The organism is Asaia lannensis NBRC 102526 (assembly GCF_024054035.1).
Taxonomy (GTDB): Bacteria; Pseudomonadota; Alphaproteobacteria; order Acetobacterales; family Acetobacteraceae; genus Asaia; species Asaia lannensis.
Genome location: NZ_JAMXQU010000008.1, coordinates 105,203 through 123,391, shown reverse-complemented (window position 1 = coordinate 123,391; position 18,189 = coordinate 105,203). Strand labels below are relative to the sequence as shown.

Here is an 18,189-nt window from a genome sequence, read left to right as displayed (position 1 = left end):
TTGGGTCAGACCGGTTCCAATGCTGGCTCCCGGCCACGAATTTCCACGTTTCCTTCCCTGATACGCGCATCCCACACGCGGAGTGATACTGTACCGTCCTCAAGGCACACCCCGTCACGCAGGCGGAAATGCTGTTTGTAGAGCGGAGAAGCCACAACAATTTCTCCCTTCAAATCACCCACTATGCCTCGCCCGATCACGTTGGCTTTCGAGAACGGATCGTGATTATCGATGGCAAAAACCTGTGCAGGCGCCGAGATTGTCGCAGGCAGGCAGAAGAGAGCGATCTGGGCGCCCTCCCACCAGGCGACGACTCCCGAGCCGGGAACAAGGTCTTCCTCCTGACAGAGCTTTTGCCAGTCCGTCGGACCCGGGCCCGCAATACAGCCAGGGCCGTTTTCATCGGGCTTGATCTGATCGCGCTCAGGCACCGTTCTCACGTTGGGGTCAGCACGCGTATCGTTGACGAAGGTTCTGAAACGCCTGAGCTTGTCGCTATCGGAAAGCGCCTCGCGCCACTCGCAATGATAGCTATCCACCACGGCCTGCATCTGACGCTCAAGTTCATCAGCAATGCCAAGGCTGTCGTTGATAATGACATCCCGCAGGTATTCGATTCCACCCTCGAGATTTTCCCGCCATACCGAAGTTCTCTGCAATTTGTCAGCAGTCCGGATATAGAACATCAGGAGGCGGTCAATATATCGAACAAGTGTCGCTGAATCGAGATCAGTTGCAAAAAGCTCCGCATGCCGCGGACGCATTCCACCATTCCCGCAAACGTACAGATTCCAGCCATTTTCAGTGGCGATCACCCCGACATCCTTGCTCTGCGCCTCTGCGCATTCACGTGTGCAGCCGGATACCGCAAATTTCAGCTTGTGCGGACTACGCAGACCCTTATAGCGGTTTTCGAGATCGAGTGCCTGACCCACGCTATCCTGCACGCCGTATCGACACCAGGTACTCCCCACGCATGACTTAACGGTGCGGGTCGACTTTCCATAAGCGTGACCGGTTTCAAACCCGGCCTCTATAAGTTCGGCCCAGATATCGGGGAGCTGATGGATCTGTGCGCCGAACAGATCGATACGCTGACCACCGGTAATTTTCGTATAGAGCCCATGCTTCTTGGCAACCTGCCCCAGGACAATCAGCTTTTCCGGTGTTATTTCGCCGCCTGCAATGCGCGGCATAACGGAATAAGTGCCATTTTTCTGCATATTGGCCATGAAGGTGTCATTCGTGTCCTGCAGCGGAATATATGCCGGATCGGTGATCGGTTTGTTCCATGCAGATGCCAGGATCGAGCCAACGGCAGGCTTGCAGATATCGCATCCCAGACCGCCATTGCCATACCTGTCCATCAACTCGCTGAACGTCTGGATGCCGTGCACCCGAACCAGCGCGTATAATTCCTGCCTGGTATAGGAAAAATGTTCGCATAGGGAATGATCGATTTCTATCCCGCGAGCAGCCAGTTCATTCTGGAAGACAGATTTGAGCAGTCCAGCGCAACCACCGCACCCCGTCGATGCTTTGGTCTGCTTCTTCAGGGCGCCGAAATCCGCACAACCCTGTTCGATAGCCGCATTGATCGTTCCTTTTGTCACATTATGGCATGAGCAGATCATCGCTGTATCAGGGAGAGAATCAGCCCCTAAAAGCGCGGCCCCTTCTCCCCGCGGCAAAATCAGCGCCGCAGGATCGGCAGGTAGTCTGATAGCATTCTGTACGAACTGCTGAATTGTATCGTAATAGGAATTATCACCAACAAGAACAGCACCCGTCACACGCTTGCCATCTGCCGAGACTACCAGACGCCGGTAGCTTCCATCAGCTTCGCCAATAAAACGATAGCTGGTCGACCCGGGCTCTGCACCCTGGGCATCCCCGATCGACCCGACATCCACTCCGAGCAGCTTCAGCTTTGTAGACATATCGGCACCTGTGAAGGCTGCCTCTTCACCTGCAATGACGGCAGCAACAGTGCGCGCCATGGCATAACCGGGGGCAACGAGACCGAAGGTACGCCCTTGCCATGCAGCACACTCCCCAATAGCGAAGACATGCGGGTCATCAGTGCGACAGTGGTCGTCTACCGCAATACCGCCACGCGCGCCTGTTGTTAGCCCACACTCACGTGCAACCGCGTCATTGGGTCGAATCCCGGCGGAAAATACGACCAGATCGGTTTCCAGAGACGTACCGTCAGCAAAGACAAGCCTGTGCCTCAGATTATCCCCCGGCTCGATCCTTTGTGTTGCGTGCGCCGTACGAACGTCTATGCCCATACGCTCGATCCGATGTCGCAAGGCGCGCCCCCCTTCATCATCGAGCTGAACCGGCATCAGGCGAGGGGCAAATTCGACGACCGACACACTCAACTCGAGCGACCTGACTGCATTGGCAGCTTCGAGTCCCAACAGGCCACCACCGATCACCACGCCATGTTTCGCTCCCTGAGCCGCAACACGGATCGCATCGAGATCGTCGAGCGTGCGATAAACTAGGCCGGCCGTTCCGGAACTACCGGGTATAGAGGGTACGAAAGGATAGGACCCTGTCGCAATCACCAGTATTTCGTAGGGGAAGCTACCCTGTCCGGTATGAACCGTCCGGGTGTTACGGTCGATGGCATCAACGGGCGTGTCGAGATGAAGCGATATCCCATGAGCGTCATGAAAATCCTCCCGATGCAGAAGTAATGAAGAGGCGTCCTGCGCAGTCATGTACTCGGACAGATGCACTCTGTCATAGGCAGCATGTCGCTCCGCCCCGAAGACGTGAATCGTATGGATTTCATGAAGTCCGTAGCTTACAAGCTGCTCTAGGCAATAATGCCCCACCATACCGTTCCCGATTATGATGATATTTGTCTTGTCGGTCATTTCCGGAATATCCCTCTCCAAGACTGGATCATAGTTGTCTGCACGCAAGAAGCATCGTCACGGGCATTCGGTCTCGTCGTGACAGTAGAGCCGGAGAACATACTGCATCCTACGCCGGGATCGTGCATGGCTGGAGCATTTCGACCGCCTCTGCCGACAAATACGCCAAGCAGCGCCTCTTGCTGCACACGAAATCCTGTTGTCCGCAGCCAGTCAGCCCCGTAGCGATCAGATCGCTCTGACGCAGCAAACCCGTGCACGTTCACGACGCCCCCTGCCGCGTTGCGACCCTCGTTTTTCCATAGCGCTCACGGGACTTGAGGGACGCTACCATTCCCAAAAACGACAGGAAGCCAAATAGCAGAAAAGCGACACCGTATCCGCCCGTCGCGTGACGTACGGAGCCCAGAAGAACCGGCAGACAGAACCCGCCCAGGCCGCCGCTCATGCCCACAAGGCCAGTCAGAATGCCGACGGACCTTGGGAACCAGGTTGGGACCAGTTGGAACACGGCGCCGTTTGCAAGTCCAAGAGCCATCATGCCGACGAAAAAAGTGACGAAGACAAAGAAGAAAGAGGGAAGACCAATACCGATCGATAGGTAGATAAGGCACACGACGCCGAACAGAATGGATAATGCGAGTGTACCACCCATACGATCGGCCAATGCACCGCCCAGTGGACGCACGAAAGATCCAGCAAATACGATTATTGCAGTGCATAACCCAGCGGTCGCAGGTTTGAGACCATATTGATCATTGAAGTAGATTGTCAGAAATGATGCAAGCCCGACAAAGCCGCCGAAAGAAACAGCGTACATTCCCATAAGGGCCCACACGTCCCTCGATCGCAGCAGCGGGATCCAGGCACGCACGCCACCTGCAGAACGGCGCTGGGGTGGCTCTTTGGCCAACACGAGGAAAACAAGAAGCACCAGAATCAGCGGCAGAGTCGCGAGCCCCAGAACATTGATCCAGCCAATCCTCACTGCCAGTCCTGGAGCGACAAGCGCAGCCAGAGCTGTGCCGGAATTACCGGCTCCAGCAATACCAAGCGCGGTGCCCTGATATTGTGGGGGGTACCAGCCGGATACCAGAGGCAAGGCGACGGCAAACGACGCTCCGGCGATACCGAGTATGATTGCCACTGGAAACATCGCCACGTAGGAAGAAGGCGCGATCAGCCAGGTCATAACCAACCCCAGGATCACAGCAATCTGGGCGATTATCGCCGTATGGCGGGCACCAAGCACATCGACACATGCGCCGAGAACCACGCGGAAAAAAGCTCCGGCGAGCACAGGCGTTGCCACCAGCAAACCTTTCTGGCTCGCATTCAGGCCCAAGGTATGAGAAATCGCAATGCCCAACGGTCCCAGCAGGACCCAAACCATGAACGAGCAATCGAAATACAGGAATGCTGCGATCAGTGTCGGCAGATTGCCTGCCTTGAGGAAGGCCCTGTCCATGACGGTTTCCAGATGACGGCACGTTTGCACTGGCCGTCACGCCTTCACGGCATCAGGTTCATCTTTGAACCTGAAACATAGATGGTTCGCCGAAGTATCTCGCATCGCCCTTGATGCGATCTGACGCTCGCAGAAACCCTAACAGGCAATTCGATGCGACGTCAAACTGATCTGGAGTCAAAATAGTGTGTCTGATTACACCGCGGGAGTGTTTGTGGACGGGTGCGTATTCGCTGAAATGATATACACAGACGCTGCAGCATCATGCCAAGACATCCTATCGCAATGGGCTTTCCATCACACGGCAAACGATTGCGGTCTCGGATAGGAGCGGGTTTAGAGGTCAGCCGAGACGATCACCGCAATTGTCCCGACAGTCACGGCAGATTGCAACGAGCGCACAAGCGTCATTGTGACTGAAGCTCCCCGGGAAAAGGCATCATGATGCGCAAGGCGCGTCATTGTCTCGAAAAGAGGCCCTGCAATTGCTACGATACGTCGAGAAACAGCTTTCCCGCCTAACGTTCAACCGGATGTGCAAGCCACCGCCAGCGCGAAGATATATCATGAATTTTGCCGGATGCAGAGCCACCCAGTGAAGTCCGGGGTAATTTTTGCTTATGTTGATATCCCGCAATACATATTCTTTACATTTAGCGCATAGCGATCCATTGAGAAATATTTTGCCCTGTTCAATCCCGATATTGCGAGAAAGTTCCTCAGCTCGAGGTTTCTATCCAGATTCCGGATCGCTTCTGCCAATTCATCGACATTGTACGGGTCGACGAGCAGCGCTGCATTACCGGCGACTTCTTCCATCGCATGAAGTCTACTCGTGAGAACAGGCGTGCCGATCATCATTCCTTCCAGAATTGGCAGACCAAACCCCTCTGCCAGGGAAGGAAACAGCACGGCACAAGCACCCGCGATCAGGTCGAACAGTTTCTGTCTTTCACACCACTGAATGTGGCGAACCAGATGAGGCCGTGGATGATCATTGATTGCCGCCATTTCGGCTGCCGCCCCGAAGCCATGATTACCAACCAAAATCAGAGTGCGGTTCGTCCCGCTGCGTCCATGCGCCAGAATCAGCCTTCGTATATTTTTCCGCTTCTCGATAGACCCGAAATACAGGAACGGGCTGTCCGGCTTGTTCGACCCCGGCGCGATCCTGTCGACAACTGGCAGAGAAACTGACTGACCAAGCACGACAACCTTGTCCCTGAACTGCGGGAATACGTCCTCGATATCACGACGAACGGCATCGGATATCGTCGCTATTGCAGTCGCCTGGCCCAGACACTGTTCAAGCAATTTCTCCATACGACCGGAGTTGATACCGGTCAGATCCGGCCGCAGTATTGGAACGAGGTCGTGAACTGTGACGACATTGGGAACCCCGTTCCAGCAAACGGGATATGGATAGGTCCAGTGAACCAGATCCGGCGCGAACGAGGCGCATGTGGTGGCAATCCGGCCAAAAGTAGAAAAATGAACCTGGATTTTTCGATAGAAATCCTCATTCGACCAGATTGCTTCCTGCTCCTGATAGGAGAGGACCTGTAGCTTTTTGAGGGACAAAAAAAAGCGACGCAGTTTGTTGCTCAGAGCGTACGGCTTTTTGATTATGTCACCACCCCCCGCGATGCCTACATGATCGCCATTACGTTGTATGGCATCGCACAGGTTTGACGCATAAGTGGAAACGCCTGTTTCTCCCGGGGCTCCTACATTACGCGCGCCGACCGCAATTGTCGCACACATGACAATGCTTACCTTATCGCTCCATCGTTTTCCTGCATACGGTGTGAAACAAAGTATCGAATACCGGCGTTGTCACCCCATAGTTGCTTTCTGAATCTGCATAGTGGTGCTTGAGATGATGCCGCTGAATGCTCTTTAATATTCTGTTAGAAAAACGGTGCTGATGCGTCGCGTAATGCCATCCGTCATACGCAATATACCCACAAAGAAACCCAAGAAAAAACGGTCTACCGAAAGACTGCCCCATTGTACTGATAAATACGAAATAGAACGCCGCTGCGAGTGGCAGGCTGACAATAGCAGGCATAAGATTGCGATAGCGGTCCCGCGGGAACATATGATGATTTCCATGAAGGACGAAAAGCACCGTACGTCCCAGCCTGGATGTGAGATGCATATGGAACAGGAAACGGTGCATCACATATTCGAACAGCCCCCAGATCGCAATTCCTGACAAAAGAGCCGCAACCATGCAGGAGAACGATATGCCACTTCCCAGCAACGCAAAATAAATATAACCGAGGACTACAATACTCCACAGCACTCCAAACATACTCGCCGGCATGAATGTGAGACATTCCAGCCAATAGGTGCGAAATATTGTAGGTCGGTGCTTTTCCAATATTCAATACTCTTCGAAGGTGAACCAAGGCTCACAGGGTGCAGTACGATAGGACAAGTCTCACTTCTTTGCACTACAAAATTAAGTCGATGCCTCTGATTGCTCTGAGCCCTGACGATGTTTTACGGCCAGACCCTCGATCAGATGATGCAGTTCCGCCGGTGTGAGATCGGCCTTTGAATTCTCGCCTCGACCCGACTGCAAGACAACATAAGGCGTGAAGCGTTCCATGTCGCTGTAGGCGATCCCACGCAAGGACGGACGATGATCGCCAAAGAAGACAATCAGACTCGATTGCTGCCGCTCCTCCAGTCCAGACACCAGCCTACCTAGCATCCGGTCGCTGTTACCGATATGGCGCAGATAACTGGCAAGCGCCTCTTGGGGTTCCCCGGCCCATGGACCATGATTCTCCATAGTCACTGCATAGATGAAAACCGGAGACGCCGCGTCATCAATCTTTTGGAGCAATGTGTCGGCGAGATCACAGTCGCTGACGTATTTCCCTGCTCTGGCATTCCCCTGCAACGCACTACAGTCGTCCACTATGTCAAATCCTATGGCTGGCATCAACGCATCGCGCCCATAAAAGCGCAAGCCATGCGGATGTACGAACAGAGTACGATACCCACTATCTTTCAGTTTGGCAGGAAGCGCATAGGAAGCTTCCTGACGCGCGGTCAGAAACGGATCGTATCGGCGAAAACCGAGTTGTGCCTCATCACGACCAAACAGGACGCCATATTCAGTCCTCATCGTATAGGCGCCAAACCCACTGACCAGAAGATTGCCGTATGCATAAGCGTTGTCACGCGCTACCGTCAGATTAGGCACCAGATCATGATTGCCCCCTTTGAAAATCGAAGGATCCGCAAAGGACTCGCACTGGATCACGAGCACGACATCGACTTTCGGCTCGCCCGGAGAGATCTCTGCACGCGGAGGATCTGGCTGAAGCCCCCAGCATCGCCAGTAGATGACAAGCATACCCGTAACACCAAACTGCCCAATGTCACGTGGCCAGTCGGGCGCATGCGGGCGTGCATACCTCATATATAGCGCATAGAAGGCCAGCACCAGTGAGAGCACAGGAATGCAATAGAGCCGTACATGCAAGGACGCCGTAACGAGATAGCAGCCCAGAAAAACAATGAGTGATAACAGTGCAGCTATGCCGATCCACCCCAGCACCGGTATGGAGAATATGAAAAATTCCGGATTTCTCAATAGCTCGCGCAACGATATAATATCTGTGAAGTATACTGGTTCCCTTAGTATCCCGAATTTAATCGATGATGCTATAGATAACCCATACATCAGAAATAATGTGATTACAAAGCCAACAATTACTGAGCCAGATATTAGTGTAGCCAGCGAAAACAAACCAGCCGCAGCGGCAATATGGAACAGTAGAACCGATTGCCGCGACGAAATCCAGTTCTTGCCAGCAACCGGAAAAAGCAAAGTTGGCAGACTGCACAGACAAGCTGCCGCCATACCCAGGATAAGATACAAGATCACCGATCGCAGGCCATTCTTCCTCGTTGATGCGGACAATCACGCGTCATCCCCTTTTAGGACCAAACGCACGCTATCACTGTCAACGAGCATACTCTTGCCGCATTGAAGTTCCAACTTGGCCTTGCCTGACATGGAGCAACGCGCCTAGGAAGGTCATCCAGATGGGGCGGTTCACCCTACTTTGACATAGGTTTCTTTATTGAGGTTGTTGGTGATTGCGGTGAACATGACGGCGGACAGTAAAAAGCATCATTTTTTCTCCGCTCCGCCGTTCAGAAAGGACATGCCGCGCCTGTCACGAACGCCCCTTTCTGCCGGAAACGGAGAGACAGGTCAGATCCCCCACGAGGCGTTACGCGCAATCGGCGAAGCCGTTCGGTCGGAAGGAGTTGGAGGCACATTCTGGGAGAAGCCTTCAAGAAGACATTTCAAGGTTATTCTTACCGTACCAGACAATATCAACATCTCCGTCATCCGCAGAGTGTTGCTCTCTCTCAATGAGCGGGTTGATCGGGCCGACATACTGCTTGTCGTCCCGTATCGGTCTGCACGGTCGCTGAGAGTCGCCAGAATTCTCGGTCTGAACTATGCTCCGGCCGGAAAACAAGACCCGCATTCGCTAATGCCCGGACTCGACGAAGTTATCGCAATAGAGCCTGATGCCTGTCAGTACGACCTATGTATCCTGGCCGCGATCCACGACAAACCAGTTCATATATGGCATCGTAAAAGCCTGGAGCCGCAGCGTTTAACGCGCGTGCAGGCTCTGGAGACCTTATACAAAGAAGTAGAGTATATTTGTCCCTTTTCAGGACGCCTGATGTCTTGTCTGGAAACAATAAAGCTCCTCGTTTTCTGGAAAGAAATCATACAGTCCAACCGGCGCATCGGCGCTGTCATGGGAATGTCGCTCTGGAAGCGACCTCAGATTCGGCGGTTCCTCTCACAGGCGCCCGGCTCTCCACCGATCTCGTCGTCCGCACGCTCAGTGATAAGGCAATGCACCCACTCACGTAAGGAACAGGTCGCGATATGGGCAACACGCCTGCCTGACACGATCAGAGGCGCCCTGGAGGATGCTGGGCTACACGTCGTGCTCGTCGAGGATGGCTTTGTGCGATCGGTTGGGTTAGGTAGCGCTCTTCAGCCCCCGGCATCCATTTTTCTTGATACGCGCGGCGTTTATTACGACCCCTCGCAGGCGAGCGATCTGGAATATATTCTTGCCAATGCGCGGTTCGACCCCGAGTTGATGTCGCGTGCACGCGATATCATAAGACGCCTCAGGACACGAGGTATATCGAAATATGCTCACCAGCGCCCGGTTGCATCCACTGCGCCCCAAGAACGCTCCCGCTTGCGTATTCTCGTTCCGGGACAGGTAGCAGACGACCTGTCCGTCCTGCGCGGCGGTGGCGAAATCAAGGACAACCTGGCTCTGCTACGTGCCGTTCGCGCTGCTCGACCCGATGCGCATATCATCTATCGCCCTCATCCGGACGTCGAAGGCGGATACCGTAAAGGTATGCTACCAGACGCGATCGCGCTCGGTTTTGCCGATGAGATAAGCCGAGGGGGTAACATCATAGAGTGTATGACGCAAGTTGACGAACTCCATACAATGACGTCTCTGGCAGGATTTGAAGCACTCGTCCGCGAGATACCGGTTACCACATACGGCGTTCCGTTCTACGCCGGGTGGGGGCTCACCCAGGATATGGGTGTTATTCCCAAGCGCCGGGGGCGCATGCTTTCAATTGAAGAGCTGGTTGCAGGTACCCTGCTGCTCTACCCTCGGTACCTTGATCCGAAAACGCATCTTCCCTGCGCGCTGGAGATATTGCTGGATCGCTTTGACGATCCGGATCTCTGGCGCCCAACAGTATGGATGCACCTGCGCAGGCTGCAGATAGCGGCACTCAAACGCGCCGCACTTCTCTTTGCTACCCTCTCTCGTTCCACACGGTTTTCCTGATCAAACGATGCTTACTGAAACAAAGAAACAAAAATCCGACCGTCGTTTCCTGTTGCTGCAGGGGTTGATGGGGCCGTTCTTCGAGAGTTTGGGCAAGGCTCTCGCGGCGCAAGATCACGCTGTATGGAAAATCAACTTCAATGGGGGGGACTGTCGCTTCTGGCGTCTGCCGAACGGTATATCGTTCAGAGGAACAGATACGCAATGGCCCGTATTTCTCTTGGGCGTCCTTGAGAAGCTGGGCATCACAGATATTATTCTCTTCGGCGATTGCCGCCCTTTGCATCGCACGGCCATCAAGATCGGGCAGCAGCTCGGAATACGCATCTATGTCTTTGAGGAAGGCTATATCCGGCCAGACTGGGTCACTCTCGAACGAGACGGCGTCAACGGACACTCTACCCTCCCACGCAACTCGGAATGGTATATCCAGCAGGCACAGCGCTGTCCTCCGCTGGCTCCGCACAAAACCGTACCGTCGTCTTTCAGAAGACGCGCGCTGGAAGCTGTAGCGTATAATGCCTCCGACATACTGACGCGCTGGCGTTTTCCTCACTGGGAGGATTATCGACCATGGGGCGCCTGGTATGAGGGCGTAAGCTGGCTCAAACGTCTTGCAAAAAAGAAAAAAGCAATCGCAAGGTCACGTGAGTCGCTTCTCTGGCTGGAGCGAAACAATGCACCTTACATGCTGTGCCCCCTACAGCTGGACGCAGACTCACAAATCCACCTGCACTCTGATTTCGCGGGCATGACCCCCGCACTCAGCATGATCATGATCTCGTTCGCGAAGCATGCTCCCAAAAGTCTCTATCTGGTCATCAAGGAACATCCCCTCGATAATGGGGTCAAGAACTGGAAGCTGCTTGTTTCTGAACTCGCAGCGGCTCTGGGCATCTCTGATCGTGTTCGCTATGTCGAATACGGAGATATTGCCCATATCGTAGCGAAATCCTGCGGTGTCGTTACAATCAACAGCACGACCGGCACTCTGGCCCTGGCCAACAATATACCGGTCAAGGTACTGGGGCGCGCTGTCTACAATGTCGATCGCGTCACCGATCAGCAGTCACTTGATCAGTTCTGGATAAATCCGGCCCGCCCTGATCCCGAGACTTTGGAAGCCTTTATGAAAGTAATGATAAGCCGCTGTCTGATCGAAGGTGGCTTCTTCTCTGACGAGGGCCTCGCTTCGCTCGTGTCAGGCGCGATGAGCCGGATCAACAACCTTGAGTCCGAGCATGACGACATCGTGTTTCTTCCCTCACACCTCGAAGAGTAAGCATGTCTCTAACTTCCATGCCCGCTTCTCCGGTCTATATGGACATATCGCGTTTGCTATCGCGCGCGGGAATGCATGTTCCTACAGGAATCGACCGGGTAGAATACGAATATGCGATCTATCTGCAGCAAAACTGGTCCGGTCCTCTGACCTTTGTCGCTTATCACCCGATGCATGGCATCTGCCCGATCGATCGGAACAAAATTTCGCAATTCCTTGGACTGACAGCGGCACTCTGGGACGGAAGAAAGATAAATCCATCTACCCTGAAATGGATGGCGCGCCGGATACTTCTGGGCGTTTCTCTGCGTAAAAAAAGGATGTGCACCCAAGGCAACACACCGCCCGGCATATATCTTCTTCTTTCCCATCATCATCTTATGCGCGCACAGCCTATAGAGCGATTTCTGACAGAAACGCGGACACGACTTGCCGTCATGATCCACGATATCATCCCTGTAGAGTTTCCTGAATACAGCCGCCCGGGAGAAGATAAACGCCACCTGAAAAGGCTCGATACGGTTCGACGCCTTGCAAAGTCTATTATTGTCCCGACACAAAGTGTCCGCACCTCCCTCGCACCTTTCATGCCTACCGACGTTCCTATTCATGTCGTAGCGCATGGATTGCATATCTGGGGCGTCGACGAGGGGGCCGATACCCTTCCGCAAAACCTTCCGAAAGGTCCATTCTTCGTTTGCATCGGAACGATCGAGCCTCGCAAGAACCATCTCCTGCTGCTGAATATCTGGCGCGATATGGCCCATCATCTCGGCAGGGAAACACCTGCACTCGTCATAATAGGAAGGCGGGGATGGGAAAACGAGAACGTTGTCGATATGCTGGAACGCTGTCCGATACTACAGAACGTCGTCATCGAATATAATAACATGGATGATCAGCAAGTCATTGCTTGTCTTCGTCGTGCACGTGCCCTCCTTTTCCCGTCCTTCACCGAAGGGTTCGGCCTTCCTCTTCTGGAAGCCATGGCCGTAAAGACTCCGACCGTCTGTTCCGATCTGCCTGTTCTTCGGGAAGTTGCCGGATCGGATGCCCTTTATATCGACCCTACAGATGGCCCGGCCTGGAAAAAAGCGGTCATGGAACTCATGGAAGACACTTCTGTCGTTGAGACCGATGAGGCTCGCATCTCTCCTTCAGTGTCTCCCTGGCCAGATCAGGTTCGTCTCGGACTGGCCGCGCTCCACATGGAATGACCCTGCTCCGTCCGACATACGACTGCGAAAGACGGTGACTCCGACACGAGAAGGCCGCTCTTAAGCCTGCAATCAGATCAGAACTGTGAAGTCTGGCCACGTGTGCGAGGCTCTGGTGTAAGGAATACATCTGGGTTGCTTATGCGAGACGCCAGACACCCGCGAGACCGGGTTTCAAGAGAGCAACCGGTCAGTTGGGGAAAGATCGTTCTTCCCCCAACGAACTCGTAGTGCGAGAAACCGACGATCAGAGACGGCCCATCAGGATCAGGATCAGAAGCACGATCACGATCAGGCCAACACCGCCGCCCGCGCCGTAGCCTGTCCAGGGGGTTCCGTACCAGCCGCCATAGCCACCGAATGTGCCGAGCAGAAGCAGGACGATTATAATGACAACGATGAGATTCATGGTGAGACCCCGTAATCGGTAGCCCCTATTGCGCCACCGTCACCCTATCACGCACCAGATGAAATCCGGTTCGCACCACACTCCTCCGAATACCCATATTATGGGTTGTCCGTGTATTCCTGCCACATCTGTTACATATCCGGGTCGATCGCTACCTCTTTCCGGTACGCGCATGCATCAAAACCCGTGCTGAGCGGCCAGGTCGTGGAGCTGCCCCTCTCCTGACAATTGCACTCACCCCCCACATCGGGACCGGATCGATCACCATACATGGCCTAACAGTGTAGAAGGCCTTTTCCTATGACATTCCTATATGTCTCGTTCGGACTCCCTCTGTCATCCCTACGCCATCCAGCCGGATAATCGCTCCCTCATTCCGGGAGCTTCTCAATGCTGGATATTCTGTATTGTGCACTGGGCCTGATCGGCTTCGTGTTGTGTCTGGGTTTCATTTCGGTCTGCAAAAGGATCTGACATGACGCCCGATCTCATTCTCGCCGGTCTCGTGACCATCGGGCTACTCGCCTACGTCACAGCTGTGCTCATACGTCCTGAAAGGTTCTGATCATGACCCTGTCAGGCTGGATCACCCTCGCGGTGTTCTTTCTGTGCGTGGTGGCCATCACCCGCCCGCTGGGCGGTTTTCTCAAACGCGTGCTCGAAGGTGAGAAACATATCTTCCAGCGCCCATTGGGCGGGCTTGAGCGCAGCTTGTACCGTCTTGCGGGTATCGACCCGACGCGTGAGCAATCCTGGTCGCATTACGCGCTGGTCGTTATCCTGTTCAAGATTTTCTGCTTCATCGCCGTTTATGCCCTGCTGCGGCTGCAAGGTTTTTTCCCCTTCAATCCGGCAGGTCTGGGCGCAGTATCCCCTGACCTCGCCTATAATACGGCAATCAGCTTTCTGACCAATACCAACTGGCAAAGCTATAGCGGTGAAACGACTCTTAGCCCGCTCAGTCAGATGCTGGCGCTGACGGTCCAGAATTTCGTTTCCGCCGCGGCCGGTATCGCGATTGCCGCAGCCATCATGCGCGGCTTCGTACGACGCAGCGCCTCGACCATCGGCAATTTCTGGACCGATCTGGTGCGGGTCACGCTCTATGTGCTGCTGCCAGCCTGCATGCTGCTGACATTGTTCTTCGTACTGGAGGGCGTTCCACAAACCCTGACGGGATCGGCGACCGTCTTCACGCTAGAAGGCGCAAAACAGACAATTGCTCTGGGCCCTGTCGCCACGCAGGAAGCCATCAAGATGCTGGGCACAAATGGCGGCGGGTATTTCAACGTCAATTCTGCCCATCCCTTCGAGAACCCGAACGCCCTTACCAATTTCGTCCAGATGCTATGTATTTTTGCGCTCGGCGCCGGGCTGACAAATATGTTCGGCCGCATGATCGGACAGGAAAAACAGGGTTGGGCCATTTTCTCGGCCATGTCGGTTCTCTTCCTGATCGGCGCAGGCGTGCTCTACTGGTCGGAAGCCCATGCCAATCCTCTTCTGGCATCGTTGGGTCTCGATGGCACGCTCGGCAATATGGAAGGCAAGGAAACGCGCTTCGGCATTGCGGCTTCGGCGTTTTTTGCCACGGTCACGACCGATGCCTCCTGCGGTGCGGTCAATGCCATGCATGAAAGCTTTCTTCCGCTCGGTGGCATGGTACCCCTCATCAACATGATGCTGGGTGAGGTCATTTTCGGCGGCGTGGGCTCGGGGCTTTACGGTTTCCTGCTTTTTGCACTCATTGCCGTGTTCATGGCCGGTCTCATGGTCGGACGCACGCCGGAATATCTGGGCAAGAAAATCGAAGCCCGGGAAATCAAGATGACCATGCTGGCCGTGCTTTGCCTGCCACTCGTCATGCTCGGCTTTACCGCTCTGGCCGTGGTTCTGCCAGCCGGGCTTTCCGCTTTGTCTGCCAGCGGGCCTCACGGCTTTTCCGAAGCGCTCTACGCCTACACCTCCGCTGCGGCCAATAATGGCAGCGCTTTTGCAGGTCTGACTGCAAACGGCTTCTGGAACATCACGCTGGGCATCGGCATGATGATCGGGCGATTTTTCGTGATCATTCCCGCCCTTGCCATTGCGGGCTCCATGGCTGCCAAAAAAGTCGCTGCTCCCACGCCAGGCACATTTCCCACCGATAACGGTCTCTTCATAGCCCTCGTCGCAGGTGTGATCGTGATCGTCGGTGGTCTGACCTTCCTCCCTGCCCTCGCCCTCGGCCCGATTGTCGAGCATCTCGCCATGCTCCACGGCACGACCTACTAGAAGGCGCCTGTCCGATGATCTCTTTTCCCTCACCCGCGCCACGACCCCAGCTGGAAGCAGCTTCTGCACCGCCGCGCGTACGATCCGGCGTCATGAACGCTGCTCTTGTGCTCCCCGCCCTGACGGAAAGCCTGCGCAAGCTCGACCCACGTGTGATGATACGCAACCCGGTCATGTTCGTGGTCGAGATTGTCACCTGTCTGACCACGATCCTGCTGTTCCGCGATCTTATCAAAAATGCGCCGCATACGGGCTTTGCACTTCAAATCACCCTCTGGCTGTGGTTCACGCTGCTATTTGCCAATTTTGCCGAAGCCATCGCCGAAGGGCGCGGCAAGGCGCAGGCAGATTCCCTTAGGCGCACACGCACCGAGACACGCGGCAAGCGGCTCCTGCCAAGCAATACCGGTACTTTCGGACCCGCCGGACTGTACGAGGAAATCCCTGCTCCGGAACTTGTGGTCGGCGATGTGGTACTTGTCGAGACCGGCGATTTCATTCCGAGTGATGGCGAGGTGATAGAAGGAATCGCCTCTGTCGATGAATCTGCCATCACAGGTGAGTCCGCACCCGTCATTCGCGAAAGCGGTGGCGACCGCTCCGCTGTCACAGGCGGCACACGAGTGCTGTCCGACTGGATCATCGTGCGCATCACGGCAGCACAAGGATCGACCTTTCTCGATCGCATGATCTCTCTGGTCGAGGGCGCGCAACGGCAGAAAACGCCCAACGAGATCGCGCTTACCATTCTGCTTGCAGGCATGACGCTCATCTTCATTATTGCGGTCGCGACCATCCCTTCCTTCGCACATTATGCAGGCGGGTCCATTTCGGTCATGGTGCTGGTGGCCCTCTTCGTCACTCTTATTCCCACCACCATCGGGGCTCTGCTTTCTGCCATCGGCATCGCGGGTATGGACCGGCTCATACGTTTCAATGTGCTTGCCATGTCAGGACGCGCGGTCGAGGCAGCAGGCGATGTCGATACGCTGCTTCTGGACAAGACGGGCACCATCACGATAGGCGATCGTCAGGCCTGTGCTTTCATCCCCGTTCCCGGAATCACCGAACAACAGCTTGGCGACGCGGCCCAGCTGGCTTCCCTGGCCGATGAAACGCCCGAAGGACGTTCCATCGTCGTCCTGGCCAAAACGCGTTTCGGTCTGCGCGGGCGCGAACTGAATGCTACGGGCGCGCACTTCGTTCCCTTTACCGCCCAGACACGCATGAGCGGGGTCGATATCGGCCCCCGCCAGATACGCAAGGGTGCGGTGGAGAGCGTCATAAGCGCCATTGGCCCCGATACCCCTTCTGCCACCCAGATACGCAGCATCGCAGATGGGATCGCCCGACAGGGCGGCACCCCTCTCGCGGTCATGGATGACGGGCACCTTCTGGGTGTTGTGCATCTCAAGGATGTTGTCAAAGGCGGCATACGCGAGCGTTTTGCCGAGTTGCGGCGCATGGGCATACGCACCGTCATGATTACGGGCGACAATCCCCTGACTGCGGCTGCCATCGCGGCAGAAAGCGGCGTGGACGATTTTCTCGCCCAGGCCACGCCGGAAGCCAAACTGGCCCTGATCCGCAACGAGCAGGCATCGGGCAAGCTGGTGGCGATGTGCGGCGACGGCACGAACGATGCGCCCGCCCTCGCGCAGGCCGATGTCGGCGTCGCCATGAACACCGGTACGGTGGCCGCCCGCGAGGCGGGTAATATGGTGGATCTCGACAGTGACCCCACCAAGCTGATCGAGATTGTCGGGATCGGCAAACAGCTCCTCATGACGCGCGGCGCGCTGACCACTTTTTCCATTGCCAATGACGTGGCCAAGTATTTCGCAATCATTCCGGCCATGTTCGTCGGTTTTTATCCGGCTTTGTCGAGCCTCAACATCATGCATCTGGCCACCCCAGAAAGTGCCGTACTGTCAGCCATTATCTTCAATGCCCTGATCATCATCGCACTTATTCCGCTGGCTCTGCGCGGCGTGGCGTATCGACCTGTGGGCGCGGCTGCCCTGCTGCGGCGCAATCTGCTCATTTACGGCGTGGGCGGCCTCATCGTGCCTTTCATCGGCATCAAGCTGATCGACCTGTTCATCACCCATATCGGTCTGACCTGAGGAGGTCATTATGGTTCTTTCCCAGCTGCGCCCGGCGCTCGTCCTCTTTCTTCTGCTCTCCGTCCTGACCGGTCTGGTCTATCCGCTTGGCATGACGGCTCTCTCGGCCCTGATTCTGCCAGAGAAAGCCTCGGGCAGCCTGATCCATGACAAGGGATGGGTTATCGGCTCGTCGCTTATCGGGCAGGATTTCACCTCGCCCCGTTACTTCCACGGCCGCCCCTCCGCCACGATGGGCCCGGACCCGAAAGACACGACCAGAACCGTTCCAACACCCTATAACGCGGCCGCTTCCCTTGCCTCGAACGCAGGACCGACATCCAGAGCCATGATCGAGCGTATCGCACAGGCGACGGCAACCCTGAGGGTGGACAATCCGGACGCCATGGCCCGTGGCTGGCGTATCCCGATCGATCTCGTTACGACATCGGCCAGCGGGCTCGACCCCGACCTGTCACCGGGTGCGGCATTGTTTCAGGTGCTGCGTGTGGCCAAAGCGCGCAATCTCGATGAAGAGCGCGTACGCCATCTGGTATTGACCCAGATACAGCAACCTTTCCTTGGTTTTCTCGGAGAGCCACATGTGAATGTTCTGGCGCTCAACCGGGCACTGGATAGACTGGCGCAATGAGCGAAGAAG

13 protein-coding genes are annotated in these 18,189 nt (G+C 55.4%); 7 read left to right on the top strand and 6 right to left on the bottom strand.

The genetic code is table 11. The annotated features are described in order from the left end of the window. Positions 1–5: 5 nt before the first annotated feature. The 5 genes from nirB to NF685_RS11165 form a co-directional block, all read right to left on the bottom strand. Positions 6–2,891, bottom strand: a complete 2,886-nt coding sequence (nirB, locus tag NF685_RS11185) for a nitrite reductase large subunit NirB (RefSeq protein ID WP_252849655.1) — start codon at positions 2,889–2,891, stop codon at positions 6–8. A 262-nt stretch (positions 2,892–3,153) separates the two neighbouring features. After that, positions 3,154–4,359 carry an MFS transporter gene (locus NF685_RS11180; protein ID WP_252849654.1) on the bottom strand — a complete coding sequence of 402 codons (1,206 nt, stop codon included), beginning with the start codon at positions 4,357–4,359 and terminating at the stop codon, positions 3,154–3,156. 618 nt (positions 4,360–4,977) lie between these two features. Then, the gene (locus tag NF685_RS11175; RefSeq protein WP_252849653.1) at positions 4,978–6,123 is read right to left on the bottom strand and encodes a glycosyltransferase family 4 protein; all 1,146 of its coding nucleotides are present in this window, start codon (positions 6,121–6,123) and stop codon (positions 4,978–4,980) included. Between the two features lie 13 nt (positions 6,124–6,136). Then, positions 6,137–6,688 (bottom strand): sterol desaturase family protein, encoded by a 552-nt coding sequence (locus NF685_RS11170; RefSeq protein ID WP_252849652.1) that lies wholly within the window; start codon positions 6,686–6,688, stop codon positions 6,137–6,139. Between the two features lie 138 nt (positions 6,689–6,826). Further along, positions 6,827–8,302, bottom strand: a complete 1,476-nt coding sequence (locus NF685_RS11165) for an LTA synthase family protein (RefSeq protein WP_252849651.1) — start codon at positions 8,300–8,302, stop codon at positions 6,827–6,829. A 175-nt stretch (positions 8,303–8,477) separates the two neighbouring features. Here NF685_RS11165 and NF685_RS14355 point away from each other — a divergent pair, with 175 nt between their 5' ends. The 3 genes from NF685_RS14355 (at position 8,478) to NF685_RS11150 (ending at position 12,740) form a co-directional block, all read left to right on the top strand. Further along, entirely contained in the window at positions 8,478–10,241 is a 1,764-nt protein-coding gene (locus NF685_RS14355) for a capsular polysaccharide export protein, LipB/KpsS family (RefSeq protein ID WP_252849650.1), read from the top strand. A 7-nt stretch (positions 10,242–10,248) separates the two neighbouring features. Continuing rightward, positions 10,249–11,523, top strand: coding sequence for a capsule biosynthesis protein (locus NF685_RS11155; RefSeq protein WP_252849649.1), 1,275 nt, complete (start codon positions 10,249–10,251; stop codon positions 11,521–11,523). A 587-nt stretch (positions 11,524–12,110) separates the two neighbouring features. After that, on the top strand, positions 12,111–12,740 hold the full coding sequence (locus NF685_RS11150) for a glycosyltransferase family 4 protein (protein WP_252849648.1): 630 nt from the start codon (positions 12,111–12,113) through the stop codon (positions 12,738–12,740). A gap of 247 nt (positions 12,741–12,987) precedes the next feature. Here NF685_RS11150 and NF685_RS11145 read toward each other — a convergent pair whose 3' ends face one another. Beyond that, positions 12,988–13,149 (bottom strand): DUF3309 family protein, encoded by a 162-nt coding sequence (locus NF685_RS11145; RefSeq protein WP_222548243.1) that lies wholly within the window; start codon positions 13,147–13,149, stop codon positions 12,988–12,990. Between the two features lie 475 nt (positions 13,150–13,624). On the opposite strand from NF685_RS11145, the gene NF685_RS11140 reads away from it, so the two are divergent. From NF685_RS11140 to kdpC, 4 genes are all read left to right on the top strand, one after another. Beyond that, positions 13,625–13,714, top strand: a complete 90-nt coding sequence (locus NF685_RS11140) for a potassium-transporting ATPase subunit F (RefSeq protein ID WP_222548244.1) — start codon at positions 13,625–13,627, stop codon at positions 13,712–13,714. A gap of 2 nt (positions 13,715–13,716) precedes the next feature. Next, positions 13,717–15,423, top strand: a complete 1,707-nt coding sequence (gene kdpA / locus NF685_RS11135; protein WP_252849647.1) for a potassium-transporting ATPase subunit KdpA — start codon at positions 13,717–13,719, stop codon at positions 15,421–15,423. 92 nt (positions 15,424–15,515) lie between these two features. Continuing rightward, the gene (kdpB, locus tag NF685_RS11130) at positions 15,516–17,549 is read left to right on the top strand and encodes a potassium-transporting ATPase subunit KdpB (RefSeq protein WP_252849663.1); all 2,034 of its coding nucleotides are present in this window, start codon (positions 15,516–15,518) and stop codon (positions 17,547–17,549) included. A gap of 10 nt (positions 17,550–17,559) precedes the next feature. Further along, the gene (gene kdpC / locus NF685_RS11125; protein WP_252849646.1) at positions 17,560–18,180 is read left to right on the top strand and encodes a potassium-transporting ATPase subunit KdpC; all 621 of its coding nucleotides are present in this window, start codon (positions 17,560–17,562) and stop codon (positions 18,178–18,180) included. Positions 18,181–18,189: the final 9 nt, after the last annotated feature.